The following is a 17,145-nucleotide window of genomic DNA, read 5'->3' as shown; positions in this document are numbered from 1 at the left end:
AACCACGTATCCCTGGCTTTATTGAAATATAATTCCGCTTGATTTTCGTTCACATCAAGCTTTGTTTTGATGTGTTCTATTGTTATTTTTTTTCGTTGGGCTGAGTCAATTGTTGTTTTATTTTTATATTGATATGAATTATTATCAAGATCAGGTTTATAGTGAGTCTCAAAAAGTCTAACTGCTTCGTCTTCCCACTCTTTTATTTTATCACGAGCTTGCTCAACAAAAACATCAAATTTCTTTTCTAAATATTCAAGATTAAGACACAATGGACTGTTTTCTTTATAATCATTGTTATATTCTTTAAATTCATCAATGATCTGTGATTTTAAACTCGGATGATTAATAAGAAAATTTAAAAACTTATCATTCTTTAACAGTTCCTCTCTGAGTAATTTACTACGTCTGGTTTTATGAGCTACTAATTCTTCTCGTAATTTAAGATTCCCAATCGTTGCATTAGCGATAGGTCCATAAATTTGCTCATCGAATAAAGCGCTTTTAAGAAAAACTGAAAATGCATCTTTAATAAAATCAGGATCATTCTCAATTCCTACTAACTCTAAAAGCTCCATATCCGACTTATCGGGAAAAGCTCGAGGTTTAGCATCCGTTAAATGCGGAAAATTAGTAATATCTCTTTGAGTTATCGGAAAAGCATCTTTAGGTTTTATACCGTATGCTCTTTCACCAGACTTATAGAGTGGCTTATTAGGATTTTTATTGTGATATTTTGATGTGAATGTCCAGTTTGCTTGATCATGATCCACTTTCCTGGATATAAGTTGAATGGGATCATAGCCAATATTGCCACCATGCAGATCATTCTCTTCCTCACAATAGGCAGCAGCTAATATTCTACCAATACCGGATTTTACGAGGTCCTTCTGCTTTGGCGAACGCATTTGACCCGTCGTTTGCTCCTCTTTTAGATAGTAATCATGCAAAGATCGATAATTTTCTATCTCTCGAGAGAGCACCCCAATTCGATACCCTTCCGCATCATGCACACTGCTCACTTTAGGTGTGCGGTCATTTAACAGAAGCCGATAACCTACAGCATTAAAAGCCTCAATTTCAGTAATTCTTCTTCCAGACTCTTCGATTTTAAAAATTTCTACAGTTTCTTTACTCTCCTTTCGTACTTTCTTCACGCTATGAGAGGGTTTTGGCGCATTTCGTTCTCTGGTAACGTCGACATTTACCGGATGATATTTTGCAAAATCTTTGCTTCTAGGAGGCAATTTTAAAGATTTTTCAATTTTAGACAGCTCATGCTGTATTGACCTTAATCTTTCAATCAAAACTTCATTTTGAGCATGATTGTAATCAGGGCTTGTAAGAATTGCATTGATAACAATCTCAACTTTTCTTTTGCTCGTAACCGTTAAAATTCGTGAATGTCCAATTCCCTCTCTATATCCAAGCTTTTTAAACAGGGGGAAATAATCATCTAGATAATAATCATTCAGAGAGTCACGAGGCAATGTTAAGATAATAAAGGGTTTCTTCTCAGGCTCTTCAATGTACTGCGGGAGAGAATCCCCAGGAGTATAAACCTCTTGAAACCCTTGATCTCTTTTACTGTAAATTTTCATGGATGCACAGTGCAGTCGTTCATTAATTGGGCATTGTAAGTGATAAAAATTAATGAAATATTAACTGAGCGAAAATAGTTTCTGCACATTGCATGATCATTTGCAATTTACCTAAAATGCGCGACAAGAACTTATTGAAGATTCAACTTCATCAGTATCCTCTTCGACAACAAACTCTAATTCCGAAGGATCGCTATTTTCAAGAAAAGCCGATTCTAAATCATCAAAGTCCTGATTTCTCTTAGCATGTGCCAAAACAGTAAAAAACACTGCGTGTTGTCTTTGTTTTTTGTATATACCTGTGTGAGGCAAACAGGAATCTAAATAAACATCTTTTTCTGCGAGTAATGCCTTTATTTTATGCATATATTCCTTTTTCTTAGGATAAGGTATTAACTGGAGGAGACTTGCATTAAGTTTTAAATTAAAATTTTTATGTTTACATTTTTTTAGAAACTCAATGAACTGTTCTAAATATTCCTCTGCCAATCTACTTTTATCCTGGTTCGCTTCGGAAGGTTTTCTTTGGGGAGATTCTGTATTTAGGAAAAATGGGAAATTTAGCCGTTTTATATGGGCATGCTGGTGCTTTATGAAATTTTGATATTTCTCTTCAGGATCTTGATATTCGGTGGGTCCTGTATATTGCGTAGAGAGTTCAAGTACTTCCAAGCCAGGAGGCAAGCCTCTTTCTAATACGCTCAACATTTTTAAATTTAATTGTTCAGTGGACTCTGAACAAAGAGTTAATGAAGTTAAGTTTTCAGCATCCTTAAGGTTATCCAATAATTCTTCAGGTATTGTATCAACTGAAGAAAAACGAAGTTCTTGAATATTTGGATTAGTTTTTAAAACCAAATTAAGTAACTCTACTGCTTTTTTATCTTCCCTTGAGACAGAAACGTGTTTTAAATGGACTCTCTTAATATTCTTATTCCCTTGTACTTCTGCCCTCTCATCGGAACCCAGCAAAGCCTGGAAAACACTCTCTAAGTGTCTTAATGGTAAAGACTTTGTATTCCCCTCGAATTCCAATTGCAAAAGGGAGCTATTTTGTCTCAGAGCTTCCGCCAAAGGTTGTAAATGAATATTGTGTTTTGGCAGCTTCCAAGCCAATTCTTTTAAAGAACACGTTTCTCGAGCTAATGCATCAGTAATGATTGAAATCTTAGCTAAATCAAAGGAAGCATATGAATCCAGGGCAAGCTTGCGAAAATAAGGATTTCCTTCAATTAGTTGAAGCACTTTTTCTAAGAAATTAGAACTAACCTCGTCTATAAAAAAAATTAACTCCGTTGGCTCTTTTCGTTGAGTAACAATCTGTTTTAATAAAGCAAGCATCTCTTCTTCACGTTCGACCTTGATACGACCAAAGGACATCGTTCCCGCCCCCTTCGCCTCAATAAAATCCTTAGCTTTTTTACGAATCTCTGGAAGAGAACTACTTGAAAAGAACAAAAGCATAATATGCCCCCTAGTTATAAGATGTAGCATTATCTTCTTTTTAATACAATCAGACAATTTTTATTGCTATTATTTGCTAAAAATGAAACTATAAAAAATACCATCAACCCATTATTACAGGTTAGGTGGCTGTACCTCGACAGTTTGATTGTTTCTTAATGATAAAAGAATCAATGAATTATATTCAAAAGAATTTATAATTGATCATTGTGTCATAATATGAGGCAGATACTATGGACAGTAAAATCGAAAAACAACCATTCACCCTCACGATGCTAGGGACGCTCACTGACTTTACCCCTGAATTAAAACAAGTCCCCAAACCTGCCCCATATACTAAGGGTGCCAAAGTAAAAGATTATCCTAAGGGAGAAACATTAAGCATAATCTCTTCTTTAATTAAAACCAGTGCCCCTGCTCAAACTACAAAAGTAGACTTAAAAAATCCTTACCCTTTTCAGGCTGATGAAATTACCGTAATTAATGGACCTAAAACGGATGGTTCTAATGTAGGAGAAAAAATTGGCCTAGGCCTGGCGTCAATATTAAAAGCCATAGCCCGCGGGCAAACACGAATCAATATTATTTCTCACAGCAGAGGTGCTGTTGAATCGATTTTAATCGCCCATGAATTAGAAGCTATCCAATCAATTATTTCCACCTGCGGTACTTTTGAAGAGGTATTGAAGTATTTAACTGAGCAACAAATCAAAAGACAAAAAGGTACGCCGACAAATAATACACCAGATATTATAGAACCTCTAAAATCCCAAATTAATCTGATCCCCAAAGAAGAGAAAGAGCAATGGTTTAATCAGCTTAAAACCTATCTGCCTAATGCATCAATAAATTTTTTTGGTATCGACCCTGTACCCGGAGATTGTTTTCCAATTACCTGGTATGACGAACGATTTTTTATATTACCCAAAATTATAAAAAATGCTGAATTAATTTTTTATGCCAACGAACGATCGGATTGGGGCTTTACCCCAATTTGTCCTGAAGTAGTTTCTAAAGAAACACAAAATTATGTTCGCTACTCCATGCCCGGCCATCACGGAACAGGCTCAACCGGAAATAATGCTTCCCAGCAAGGGATAATCGTCTGCCCTAATGGATATAAAACCACTCATGTCCAAAAATTACTAATATACAAAATAATTCATTTTTTAAGCGGGCATCATGTCGGATTTAACGATGGCACCCAAATTTTTCGTCAATATTCCGCTTTAGGTCGCAAATATTTGGGAGACGATACCGAAACAAAATCAATTCCTGTCGATTCACTCGATTTCCCTACTATTTTGCGAATACTTTATGCCATGATTGCCAAAAATCAAATTGGTTATGATGCATATAACTCAACCAATTACTCCTATATGGGCCTCACAAAGCAGCGCAAAATTTTGCATAAAGGACATATCTACGGCCTCTTTAATGATGTTTTTACGACCTACTCTGGTTATGTCAATGAAGAGCATGCTTTATTAATGCAAGCTCATTTTTTTCAAATTTTTGGACTTGGCACCCAAAGAAAAAATCTTGCGGATATGATTAATACTGCAAGCTTGGTTTTAGAAGAAAATATTAAAAAAATTGCCAATAAAGAATCTTCCATCTTGGATTCAGAAGTGAATCGCAAGAATGTATTAGAAACATTTGGTATAGTGATTCGCCAGGTTAGCCAACAATATTTAACGGATGATTGGTCACCTCTTGAAAAAGAAAAGGAAAAAGAAGCTCTTTATCAAGCTATCATTGATATCTTAACAAAGTTTAAAGAACTCGCTACATCAGATAATGTGACGATTAGTCAGTATGTAGCAGAACTTCTGCTTTTAAGTTTCACTAGCATAAATCATACCTTGGTGGTTCGAGCCCAAGGCATTAAAAAGGATTTTAAATACCTGCAAGAGTCTCTAGATAATCGCTTAGCACAGTTTTTTAGCGAATTATTAATGCAATTAAATCAGCTTGAAAATAGCCCGTCAGTGATTCTGGATGAAATTATAAATTCCGAAGAATATAAAAAATTACCTAATTACCCATCAACAATCAAAATAACTCATATCCATAAAAAATTGGCTGGAAAAGGCCTAGAAAAATACAGCGCTGAGCAACTTAGTAAAAGCTATGAAGAACAGTTTGCTAATACTATTGAAGATTTTGCAAAGCTTTATCAACAAATTCGAATCTTTATCTATGACTTGGCTGCATTACGTAGCATAGTTCCTAGTGAAAAAATTGAAGTCGATGAATTGCACTTGCTGAAACAAGCTAATGGCTTAATCGCAACAGCGGCTGAACGATTTTATAAAGACAGAACCAATGCGCTTCCCCCGATTGCCGATACAGAATTCATGAAATTAGCAGAAAAGCATGCGATTGAACATTTTGGTATAGTGGATCGCCTCAAAGAAAAAAATAAAGAAGCAGAAAAAACAACTACAGAGACGAGTGGGGGTTGGTTTTCTTTCTTCTGGAGACCAGTATCAAAACCGATAAATGGCACTCAACTGAATACTGCGAGTAGCGGCGACGTTACCCCCAAAGAAGAAATTACATCGATGCATAAATAAAGTGTAAATGAGTCTGAGCTGGATATCGTATTCTAATACAGACGTAGCAGCTGTCTTGAACTATGAATTCAAAACAGCTTGTATTTGCTTAAAATTTAGGAAAAAATGCAGCTGCTATTTCAACTATTAAAGCCGCAACTATCTTCAAAGTATTCTGCGGGAATTGGAGCAGGACCACCATGAGTAGTGGAACGCGCCGCTTGATTGTGAAAACTATGGCGATTGCGTCCAAGATTAGAAGCGGCTGAGGCAACAGTTGCACCAGGTGCTTTTCCTGCAGCGGCAGGCGCAGCAGTGATCTCAACAGCTTCCTTCTCACTCTGCTCTTCTACTTGTGCTGCACCAACAAGGTCGACAGATTGATTTTGTCCACAATCGGATTCTAGTTCACCCTCTTCAACTGCATCTGAAGAATCAAACTGTGCACTCTGCATAACAGGCTGAAGCATTTCGGGTTTATTACGGTTTGACTTTATCTCCATCGCAATATCATTGTGTTTCCAAAGATTATCCAGCATATTAACCACAATTTCAGGATAATTATTTAAAACGGTTCCTTCCCCTACTAACACTTCTTTCAAAGTGGGCTCTGCCCCATCATAGTGATTAAGACGTAAGAGTACATTTTTAGGGATCGTGTGTGGATGTGAAGAATAAAACTCCTGTAAACTTGCCAATATATCATGACGATCATCATAAAAATCAAAGATTATTTGTTCATCAGGATTTTTGGCAGCAGCTTCTTGCATTTGCGCAAAAATAAGTGGGACTTTAAATTGATCCACAGGGCATTCTTTATGCTCCAGGGCTCCACCATCAATCCATTTACCACTTTTTATCTCATCCATAATAAGCTGATAAGCAGTACCCGGTTCAAGAGAGTTATATAAGTCAGCGAGCAGCAAGGGATTAAAGTCTACATGCAAATAGTTACAAACAGTTTGAATTGCTGAACAGCACGAGCCTTTAAAGCTTTGAAGAAATCCCCTGTTTAATATATCAATAGCAAAAGATTGACGATTCGAACCAATCATGGCAATCACTTGCGAAAATCTCTCGTTTTCATGCCTTAACTGCTCTAAGAACTTCTCATTATGGATAAGTACTGCGTCAGTAAGATGTTTATCAAAATTTGTATAAGGAGCATTGCTGTATGCTGTATTAAATAAACACCCATCAAAATCGAAAGATAAAACACGAATTGTCATTTCTTTATATACCTATTAAAAATTGATTGTTGCGGTTAATACACTGATTAACCCACTTAAGAATTGAAGGCTAGAAATAAGCTGATAGGTTGAAACTAAGCAATGGAAGAAACCTAAGTTCTTTGACAGGCAGTGATGCGCCGCATTTTTTAGGCTGATATCGCTTAATTGCACTCAAATACATCCCATCAGGCAATATTTTTACCTGCTTCTTGTTTTGAGATTAATTAAACTTACCAGTCCTCCACTCGCCCTTAATGTGACAGTGTTGGGCTGAGTAATTACGAATTGCGGGAAATATTAACAGGTTTTTCTTAAGAAAGAATTAAAGAAGGTTAAATTTTAGAGCAGTCCGTATCAAAGCAATGCAAGATGCGCCTCGTAGGTTTTTCGAGAGATGTTTCCGTACTCTTTTATTCCAGTATCTCAGATAGTTTAAAAAAGAAATTATAGTTTGCGATTGGGATAGTCTTACAAATTTACAAATCGATATTGAGAATAATATTGATTGTGTCGGGCCAGGGCCCGACCTACGAATTACTGTCTTGAATTCATAATTCAAGACAGCTGTTTTTGTTTAAAGCTTAGGAAAGAATGCAGCTGCTATTTCCACTGCTAAAGCCGCAACTATCTTCGAAGTATTTTGCGGGAATTGGAGCAGGACCACGATGAGTAGTGGAACGCGCCGCTTGATTGTGAAAACTATGGCGATTGCGTCCGAGATTAGAAGCAGCTGAGGCAACAGGTGCACCAGGTGCTTTTCCTGCAGCAGCCGGCGCAGCAACAGTGATCTCAACAGCTTCCTTCTCACTCTGCTCTTCTACTTGTACACCACCAGCTTGCTCTATCACTACTTTTTCTTCGATAGCAGGCGCAACAACAGTAATCTCAACAGCTTCCTTCTCACTCTGCTCTTCTACTTGTACAGCACCAGCTTGCTCTATCATTGCTTTTTCTTCGATAGCAACTGCAACAACAGAGATCTCAACAGCTTCCTTCTCAGTTTGCTCATCTACTTGCGCAGCACCAACAAGGTCGACAGATTGATTTTGCTGTTCGGAATCGGATTCTTTTTCACCTTCTTCAACTGCATCTGAAGAATCAAACTGTTCACTCTGCATAACAGGCTGTAGCATTTCGGGTTTATGACGGTTTGACTTTATCTCCATCGCAATATCATTGTGTTCCCAAAGATTATCCAACATATTAACCACAATTTCAGGATAATCATTGAAAAAAACTCCGTCTCCTACTAACTCAGCTTCCAAAACGGGCTCTGCCCCATCATAGTGATTAAGACGTAAGAGTACATTTTTAGGGATCATGTGTGGGTGTGATGAATAAAACTCCTGTAACCTTGCCAATATATCATCACGATCATCATAAAAATCGAAGATTATTTGTTCATCAGGATTTTTGGAGGCAGCTTCTTGCATTTGCGCAAAAATAAGTGCCACTTTAGATTCATCCATTGGGCAATTTTGATGTTCGAGAGTTTCCTCCATATTAATCCACGTACCTGCCTTTATCTCTTCCATAATATGCTGATACGAGGTACCCGGCTCAAGAGAGTTATATAAATCTGCGAGCAACAAGGGATTAAAGTCTACATCCAAGTAGTTACAAACAGTTTGAATGGCAGAACAGCAAGAGCCTTTAAACGTATGAATACCGCCCATGTTTCCGGTATCGTATTCAAAAGATTGACGATTCGAACCAATCATGGCAATCACTTGCGAAAATCTCTCGTTTTCAACCTTTAACTGCTCTAAGAACTCCTTATTATGGATAAGTACTGCATCAGTAAGATGTTTATCAAAATTTGTATAAGGAGCATTGCTGTATGCTGTATTAAATAAACACCCATCAAAATCGAAAGATAAAACACGAATTGTCATTTCTTTATATACCTATTAAAAATTGATTGTTGCGGTTAATACACTGATTAACCCACTTAAGAATTGAAGGCTAGAAATAAGCTGATAGGTTGAAACTAAGCAATGGAAGAAACCTAAGTTCTTTGACAGGCAGTGATGCGCCGCATTTTTTAGGCTGATATCGCTTAATTGCACTCAAATACATCCCATCAGGCAATATTTTTACCTGCTTCTTGTTTTGAGATTAATTAAACTTACCAGTCCTCCACTCGCCCTTAATGTGACAGTGTTGGGCTGAGTAATTACGAATTGCGGAAAATTTTAACAGATTTTTTTTGAGAAAACATCAAAAATGTTATTTTTTATATAGAACGTATTCCATCAGAAAATACAAAATGGACCTCATGGCTTTTTCGAGCGACTAATCAGTACTCTTTTATCCATTACCCCCCGCCATAATGGGGGGAACAGAGCCAAAATTAACATTCCCAAATAACCAGAGGGAAGTTGTGGGCTTGAGTCAATATGTCTTAATAACTGATAAGGGCGTGCTCCATGAATATGATGATCAGAATGTCTTTGCAGATGGAAAAGGAGCATATTACTTAGCCAATGACTCGCATTCCATGAATGCTGTGCTGAAACTTTCTCATAGGATCCATTAGCGAGTCTCTTGCGTTCTAAGCCATAATGTTCAATGTAGTTAATGATTTCCAACAATAAAATGGCAGTCAACGACTGCAGGATAAAGAATAAAAGAGCTCGCCACCCACCATAATAAAAAAGGGCTGTTGCCAAAAGAACTGGGGCGCTAATAATCCACCAGAATTGATTGTTCCAATGATACCATGAGTATCCTAAACGATTTAAACGCTTGCCTTCTATGTTGAGCGCCGAACGAAAGGAACCAATAATTGTTCTTGGTAAAAAGTGATACAAACTCTCCCCTAGCCGAGATGTCGCAGGATCTTTAGGCGTAGCCACATGAACATGATGCCCACGGACATGTTCAATAAAAAAATGACCGTAACATACACTGACTAATAAAACTTTACTTAGAAGTTGATCCGTTGTGGAGTTTTTATGCATTAGCTCATGGGCAAGAGTAATTCCAATGCCACCTGTTAACAGCCCAATCGATAAACTGAATCCAATAAATTCGGTTACAGTTAAAGGAAAATGCACGACCAAATAAATCGCCAAAATCAGAAAACTATATTGCACCGGTACATATACCCAGGTAATGAGTTTGAAATATTGATCCTTGAGTAACATCTGCTCTTGAGTACTGTCTGGATTACTTGAATCAACTAACCAAACATCCATCAAAGGAATCAAGGTGAATAATACAAAAAATGGAAGAAAAGTATAAAAATTACCGAAATAAAAACCAATAAAAGGCAATATCACCAACAAATAGGCTAACAGAAAACACAGCTTTTTACTCAGTTTCATTTTGAAATACCTTTTCAACCCTCATCTATAAATATAGCTGAATCCAATACAAGATGCAGTAGCTCAATTGAGCCCTTTTAGCTTGATGAACAATTGTTGGAATCCTTGATTTCGGCTAAAGAAAATTCATTTTGATTAATATTATATTAATTTTATTTTGCTATCATTATCATAATGATCTGTTTTCGCGTGGAATTAAAATGAGTCATGATCAAAATTCCAAATTAATGAAAGTCTTATACTTTATGTATACCCACGCTGATTTTTTTGCAGCACCTTTTTTAGGTAATAATTTTTCCGAATGGGACGAAAAACCAGTTGGCTTGCAAAAGTTATCAGATCAAATGCATCAGGCATTAAAAACCAGCACCCCTGTCGCTTTCGGTGGTATTGATTTGGTCAAAGAGTACAGAATCGCCATACTTGGAGCATCTGTGCGAAAAACAGGAGATTTTAGCAAGAAAAATTGTCTGCTCGATGGGAACCTTGCTCCACTATTTAAAGTTCTAAAATCTAACCCTAATCTGGTTCATGCGATAAAAAGTCATATGGATAGCGAGTTTTTTGATAACTGGTATAGCATGCAATCTCCAGCGATACAGGCAAAAAGAGCACTCCTTTTAAACAAATTAGAAGAATTCACTAAACCACTCGATCATGACTTTGAAATGTATCAAGCAGAAAAACTCAAGGCCATAGACTCTATTGATTTACCCACTGGAGTTTTTCTTCATCATCATGATGGCGGCCATACTGTCAGCTATTATGAAGATGGCCACAAAAAAAACACAAAAATAACCATAGAAAATCGTGGCGATAAAGCTATATCTGAGTTGCAATTACTGGTTGATAAATTCAATTGTGCACAGGATGCTCGAGACGCTTTAAACGATCCAACCGTAAACGTATTTACTAGGCTTAATCGGTTTACAGAATTAATTGAAAATAAAGCGTTTATTGAAAAATTTACTGCCGATAATGATCATAAAGCGATCAGAATATTAAAAGCTGTAGGTTATGCTCTAACAACGTTACTGTTTGGATTAGGGATTTATCTATCCTATAAAAATAAAAACACTTGGAAATTTTGGAGTTCAGAAGAACAAGCGTTATTAGAATCCACAAAAGAAAATTATGACACGCTCCATCTATCCGACACAAAAATGGTCAGATAATCCAGACTGAAAAAATCGTTTTGATAATGCTTGTCTATTTATTTTAATCGCGATACTCTTTCCAATCACATTACGTCGGAATGCTTAACTTTTGCAGGTAAAATAGGTCTCGCGTCTCAGCCCAAATAGCCTTTATCAAACAGTACAAGCAATAAAAGTCCAATAAACAGGGATAGTCCAAACTTTTTCAATAGATCACGCTATTTGTGTTCTTGGTAAGTAATTGGTTTGGTTAAAATTTTAAATAATTAGGGATGATTTAAATGAATTCATTGAATTTGAAATGGAGTGCTTTTTTAATCGCATCAGCGTTAGTAGGAATGCCAATATCTGTAAATGCTCATGTGATTTATGGCTTGGAAAATTGCAGTCATTTTAATACACGTCAATCCGGCCCTTTTTTTGTACAAGTCAGCTCATTCCACTCAAAGCATTTAGCACAACAGCTTAAGAACAAACTGACTAAACACACTCACCATTCGGTTCAGATCCATGCTTCCAAAGGATATTATGCAGTTAGAATCGGGCCGTTATCGTCTATTGCAGAAGTACATTCAATGTGTCACTCATTGTCCTCTGGGTCAACAATACATCATGCGCTCAAGAAACAGTACGCAACTCATTTACCAAAAACAACGCATAGAATTTTAAAACCATCAAAAGTTGAGCCAATGCATACAACGAACGCATCACCGACTTCCGCTGTTTCCATACCATCAGGAGTTTCCCCTACTATGCATCATTGGTATGTGGGTATGGATGTGGGTTTTATGCAAACGATCATGGGTCACGATGAAATGACTGTTGCTAATGGTTCAAACTTTCCTCCGCCTGAAGATCGTGATCAATATTCTTTGGATCGACATCAACCAGTTATGCTCGATGTTCAAGCAGGACATCGATGGAATCGCAGTGAGCAATGGATTCCATCCTATGCATTGGCCTTGCGATATGAGCATGTTTTTACAAAAAATATTCATGGAATGGTAACGCAATATTCAGACCCAGAATTTACGAACTATTCTTATAGTTGGGGTATAGAAGCAGATGTCATTTCAGTGTATTCAAAACTTGATTTAGTACGAATCGGTCGTTTTATGCCTTACGTCGATCTCGGACTCGGTGTGTCATTCAATCGAAGTCATAACTATAATGAATCAGCACTTCCTGACGTGACTCCAAGATACAGTCCTGATTATGCATCAAAAAGAACGAATCACTTCACCTACAACCTTGGCGCAGGCCTGGATTATTTATTAACCCAGAATTTATTACTGTCCGCCGGCTACAGTTATCAATCATTTGGTAATGTGTCTTCAGGTTTTGGCCAAGGGCCGGACTGGAACAATGCACAGCTTGATTTAGGTACGTTTAAAACCAACATCGGATTAATCGGTGTTTCTTATCTATTTGATAATTCAATACCAACGAATCCTGCAGGTTTTAAATAATTTAAAGACCGGGACGGATACCCCCTTTTAAAGAACCATTTGGAGATGGAATGAAAAAAACACCCATATTACTTTATTTAATTACTGGCATGTGCTTATCCTTTCAGGCAATCTCAGGAGTAGACCCTGTTGGATGGACTCTAAACCCATCCAGTGGGATACCTGCGCAAACGACTGTAGGGAATAGTTATACTGTAGTTTATACCTTTACCAACAATCTCAAGCATCCCGTACCTTTGACAGTTACCATGGCTCATACAGGCAGCCAATTTACGTTGTCGAACGGATGTAATCCATCGACGCCACTTGCCGGTAAGGGAAAACCAAATAGCAGCTGTGCTGTAGCGGTTCGGTATACACCAAATAAAGCCGGCGCAGCCACCATGCAACTAACGATGAGTTATCACAATAACGTCGTGCCACTGCCCAAACTTGCTACTACAGCAGGAGGGGTAAATACAGGCCCTATCATAGGCTCTATATCACAGCCATTGCCTGCAATTACCTATACGGGTGTCACTACTCCCTACCCGGTTTCGTTTACTTACGTTAATCAGGGCCCTACCCCAATTACGGCAACAGCAGTTACTGTACAGGGCTTTACCGCTACAACAAATACGTGTTCCAACCAACCCATTAATGGCAGCGGTGGTCAGTGTACGGTGGCAGGCACGTTCACACCTACAGCAGTTGGACCTGCAACACTGAATGTCACATACACTTATCTAAACGGTGGTGCAAGTGTTTCTGTACCTCTGTCGACCTCAACGGTAGTTCAGAATGGTGCAGGTTGTCATCAGATTACCAGTTCAACCGTGCTGCCATTACCTACTCAAACTTACACATATTCAGACAACGTAGTAAAATACGTCTTTACGAATCAGTGTCCACAGCCTGAAGTCTTGAGTAATGTGACTACTTCATTCACTGGTGGAAGTGCAACACTGACTAATGGAACAAATACATGTATTGGAGCGACTCTTGGTACTTCTCCATCAAATAATAGTTGCGCTATTTATGTGTCGGTTGTGCCTACAACCACAACGAGCAAACTTGATGTCATTGCATCGGTCTCATATAGTGGTGGTACGGAAACTGCAACGACGAGCGAAGCGGTTGTGGCCATTCCCAATCCAACAACAGTACATACAGTAACCTTTGTGAATCAGTGCCCTTTTCCAGTATGGTATGAGTTTGAGAATGGTGGAGGTGCATCTGCAACCTCTCCAGATCCAACACCACCAGGCGGTAGTTATCAACTCAATCAACAGGTCCCTAATACAGCGCCTTCGACAATCATTCTATCGGTTAATGAATATGTAAATGGTGCACTCTATGTAAGGACAGGTTGTGATGTGACTACAGGAGTTTGTGCCACAGGAACTTGCCCTGCTGCTAGCGCCGCCGATCCAATGAGGTGTGCTCCCAACACTCAACCCATGAATTTTCCACCATTAACTAAAATGGAATTGTTCATGCAACCAGCGAGTGCCGTTGGAACTGATGGGGTGTATGATGTATCAATGGTCAATGGATTTAATGTCCCGGCTGAGGTGCGATCTTTAGCCCCGGTTGTAACCGGTCCACCACCTCCAAACAATGCTCCTTACCCATTTAATTGCGGGCAATCAGCTGGCGCATTAATTCAGCCTCAAGCAACAGGTTTAGGTGCTTGTCCTTGGAAATTTTCGCCACCTAATACAGGGGGAGTAGATGTCCCACCCAATTACACCGCAGTTGAAGGAGGAGCCGCGACGGGGTGTACCAGTTCTTCCGATTGCAGTGCCAATGAGTATTGTGGGATGGGATTTGACTCTGGAACAGGCCAGTGGAACCGTTTGTGTTCTCCTTTCTTAGGCTATACCAATGTACTCACCTATACCGGGTATTCATCACCAGGTCAGTGGGGAGTGATAAATCTTTATACAGGTTTTGGATTAGGCTCTACCTTGCCCTCACAACCCTCTCCTGGTTATGGCACTAGTCCAGTAACAGGTTTGCCAGCAACCTTTACAGACATGTGGGGATGCACTCCAACCTCTACAGGAGCACTACAGTCAGGTTATGCGTTTACTTACCTGGTATGTGGTTGCCATAATTGGAGTCCTGGTGTTACTGCGCAGGTTTCACAATGTCTCGCTGATAATACGGATTGGGAGGCAGCTGTCTATCCGCGTATTTCCTGGTTTAAAAGTGCATGCCCAACGGCCTATTCTTATAATCATGATGATGCATCATCTTCTTTTACATGTAATGAGTCAGGCAAACAAACAAGCTATCAAATTACATTTTGTCCAGGCGGTGTGACAGGCAATCCTAACTACCCAAGTTAGGAACCATTGTATAACCCGGATTAGACTCCGTCGTAATCCGGGATTAAAGCTACATCCCGTATTACGCTTCGCTAATACGGGCTACCCAAATTAGCGATATCACTACATTCCCTATTCACTCAATATTGATCATTAAGATCTACTAATACGGAACGCGAAACCCAAAAATTATCTTTGAGTCATATTCACTGATAATAAAGTTTTTCTCCAACATGATTTGAAACAATGATTTTGGAACTTCAGTTAATTTCTTTGGCCAGCTAAAAAGCATGATTGTTAAAATATTGCGATGCTCTCCTTTAATAAAGTCAAATGAGTTTTCCTTATTAGGAAGGATGTGATAATTCTTATTGTAAATGGCTTTTAAATGAGATTTGATTTTATTAATTGTTTTTAAATCGTTACTCTTGATGAGCATAAGACAAATCCCCACCTCAACAATCACATCGTATTCTGTGCGCGATATAATTTCATCGATATGAGTTTTAAAATATTGCGTTATCCAATTAAATCGATTTGGATCAAGTTGTTTTTGATAATAACGGCTTTCACTTAAAATAAAATGGGTCATACCGTAAATTTTTGCGGAATAATCCAAATCAGTTAATTGGGCATCCTGACTGTCAGGAAATATGTTCTTAAATTTTTGAGTATACGGTTTTCTTAAATCAATAATTCCCAAATCGTATAGATAATAAACATAATTTATAAGCTGCGCCCCATATATTTTAATGTTTTCCTCATCAAGAATATATTTTTCAAAATCACTGCTTTTGGTTTTTAAAAAATTAATAATTTTGCGCGTGTCAGGAAATAATGGAGTCTCCTCCATATGATAAAAATATATTTTATTAGTTAAAATGAGTAAACTGAGGTAGTAAGCAATTCTAGGGTACTTCAAACTTTCTTTGATTCTTTTTTTAGTTTTTTCAGTATCTCCATCAGTAATGGATAATAACCTTTTGTTTTCAATCTCAATCACCACGTCATTTTGTAGATTTTTATAAAGATATCTATATCTACCCCCAAGCAAATACAGATAGTTAATAATAGGATTTATATATTCCTCATTCCCCGTTAAAGTATACATTCTCATAGCAAAGTGCTCTTGATGAGTAACGGGTAAGGTATAAAATTTAGACTGATATTCTTTTAAAATCTGCTCGCCAATATTGGCATGGCCTATGGAATTGAATAAGATTAAAATTACAATTAAATAACGCACTTCGTTCTAAATACATGTTCAGTCAAATGAAGGGATGGCATTTTAGCAATGTAATGCCTCTTATTCAAACACTAATACTGAAAAATGCGTAAAATAATCACTTAATGTATAATTTGTATCTTTTATACTTTGGAACCTCTATGGCTTATTCAAAACGCTTTTTTATCAATCCATCCAATAAGAAAATGACACAAATTCATGAATCACTTCGTAACGAGTTTGAAAATGATATCGCTCATATTGAATCCTCTTATACTGAACTACTCAATAACACGACGGATATTGAGCTATTAAAAAAAATGGATGAAATAAAAATTAAAATTAATCACATTCTTTCTAATTTTACTTATCTATTCTTTAAGAGTCAGGATGATTTATTTAATGCGATAAGTCAGTTGAAAATGGCTATATTGCAATTGAAAACCCAATTCTTGATGCAATATATTTTAGTCAATTATGATCACTTTAGCATTGATGATTATAGTCTCGTAACTCGCAGCTTACATAATTGTTTGGAAGAATTCGGTGATGATTTACTTCAAAATATGGATGGTGCTGATGCCGCATCAAGGCAAAAATATTTTGATGAAGAGTATTCTCTATTGCAACAAAGATATGCAGAGCTTCTCGATTTCTTTTCTATTGGCGACACTTGGAACAATTGGAGTTATGAAAATACTTCAACTTCAGAATACTCTGCTGATGAAGAATATTCTGAAGATTCTTCGAGACCATTAACTTTTTGACAAAAACTTTATGCGCTCACCGGATAGTCCA

At 37.6% G+C, this 17,145-nt stretch carries 11 protein-coding genes; 5 read left to right on the top strand and 6 right to left on the bottom strand.

Annotated features, from left to right (window positions below):
* Nucleotides 1-1,601 (bottom strand): hypothetical protein (locus tag OQJ26_RS15795; RefSeq protein WP_265704689.1); only part of this gene is annotated, 1,601 nt, incomplete at its 3' end.
* 111 nt (nucleotides 1,602-1,712) lie between these two features.
* Nucleotides 1,713-3,065: a hypothetical protein gene (locus OQJ26_RS15790; RefSeq protein WP_265704688.1), complete on the bottom strand. Its 1,353-nt coding sequence runs from the start codon at nucleotides 3,063-3,065 to the stop codon at nucleotides 1,713-1,715.
* 233 nt (nucleotides 3,066-3,298) lie between these two features.
* Between OQJ26_RS15790 and OQJ26_RS15785 the strand changes: the two genes are divergently transcribed.
* Complete coding sequence (locus OQJ26_RS15785) at nucleotides 3,299-5,644, top strand: hypothetical protein (RefSeq protein ID WP_265704687.1); 2,346 nt, start codon at nucleotides 3,299-3,301, stop codon at nucleotides 5,642-5,644.
* 119 nt (nucleotides 5,645-5,763) lie between these two features.
* On the opposite strand, the gene OQJ26_RS15780 is transcribed toward OQJ26_RS15785, so the two are convergent.
* The 3 genes from OQJ26_RS15780 to OQJ26_RS15770 all read right to left on the bottom strand — a co-directional run bounded on the left by OQJ26_RS15780 (nucleotide 5,764) and on the right by OQJ26_RS15770 (nucleotide 10,184).
* Entirely contained in the window at nucleotides 5,764-6,852 is a 1,089-nt protein-coding gene (locus tag OQJ26_RS15780) for a hypothetical protein (protein WP_265704686.1), read from the bottom strand.
* A gap of 584 nt (nucleotides 6,853-7,436) precedes the next feature.
* Nucleotides 7,437-8,750 (bottom strand): hypothetical protein, encoded by a 1,314-nt coding sequence (locus tag OQJ26_RS15775; RefSeq protein WP_265704685.1) that lies wholly within the window; start codon nucleotides 8,748-8,750, stop codon nucleotides 7,437-7,439.
* A gap of 381 nt (nucleotides 8,751-9,131) precedes the next feature.
* Nucleotides 9,132-10,184 (bottom strand): alkane 1-monooxygenase, encoded by a 1,053-nt coding sequence (locus tag OQJ26_RS15770; protein WP_265704684.1) that lies wholly within the window; start codon nucleotides 10,182-10,184, stop codon nucleotides 9,132-9,134.
* A 200-nt stretch (nucleotides 10,185-10,384) separates the two neighbouring features.
* Here OQJ26_RS15770 and OQJ26_RS15765 point away from each other — a divergent pair, with 200 nt between their 5' ends.
* The 3 genes from OQJ26_RS15765 (at nucleotide 10,385) to OQJ26_RS15755 (ending at nucleotide 15,143) form a co-directional block, all read left to right on the top strand.
* On the top strand, nucleotides 10,385-11,359 hold the full coding sequence (locus OQJ26_RS15765; protein WP_265704683.1) for a hypothetical protein: 975 nt from the start codon (nucleotides 10,385-10,387) through the stop codon (nucleotides 11,357-11,359).
* Between the two features lie 263 nt (nucleotides 11,360-11,622).
* Nucleotides 11,623-12,810: an SPOR domain-containing protein gene (locus OQJ26_RS15760; RefSeq protein WP_265704682.1), complete on the top strand. Its 1,188-nt coding sequence runs from the start codon at nucleotides 11,623-11,625 to the stop codon at nucleotides 12,808-12,810.
* A gap of 50 nt (nucleotides 12,811-12,860) precedes the next feature.
* Nucleotides 12,861-15,143: a thaumatin family protein gene (locus OQJ26_RS15755; protein ID WP_265704681.1), complete on the top strand. Its 2,283-nt coding sequence runs from the start codon at nucleotides 12,861-12,863 to the stop codon at nucleotides 15,141-15,143.
* A 142-nt stretch (nucleotides 15,144-15,285) separates the two neighbouring features.
* Here the strand turns inward: OQJ26_RS15755 and OQJ26_RS15750 are convergent, their stop codons facing one another.
* Entirely contained in the window at nucleotides 15,286-16,368 is a 1,083-nt protein-coding gene (locus OQJ26_RS15750; protein ID WP_265704680.1) for a DUF3541 domain-containing protein, read from the bottom strand.
* A gap of 140 nt (nucleotides 16,369-16,508) precedes the next feature.
* Here OQJ26_RS15750 and OQJ26_RS15745 point away from each other — a divergent pair, with 140 nt between their 5' ends.
* On the top strand, nucleotides 16,509-17,114 hold the full coding sequence (locus OQJ26_RS15745) for a hypothetical protein (protein WP_265704679.1): 606 nt from the start codon (nucleotides 16,509-16,511) through the stop codon (nucleotides 17,112-17,114).
* Nucleotides 17,115-17,145 lie beyond the last annotated feature (31 nt).

The organism is Legionella sheltonii, assembly GCF_026191355.1.
Lineage (GTDB): Bacteria > Pseudomonadota > Gammaproteobacteria > Legionellales > Legionellaceae > Legionella > Legionella sheltonii.
The sequence above is the reverse complement of the archived record's forward strand: the minus strand, read 5'-3'. Positions and strand labels throughout refer to the sequence as shown.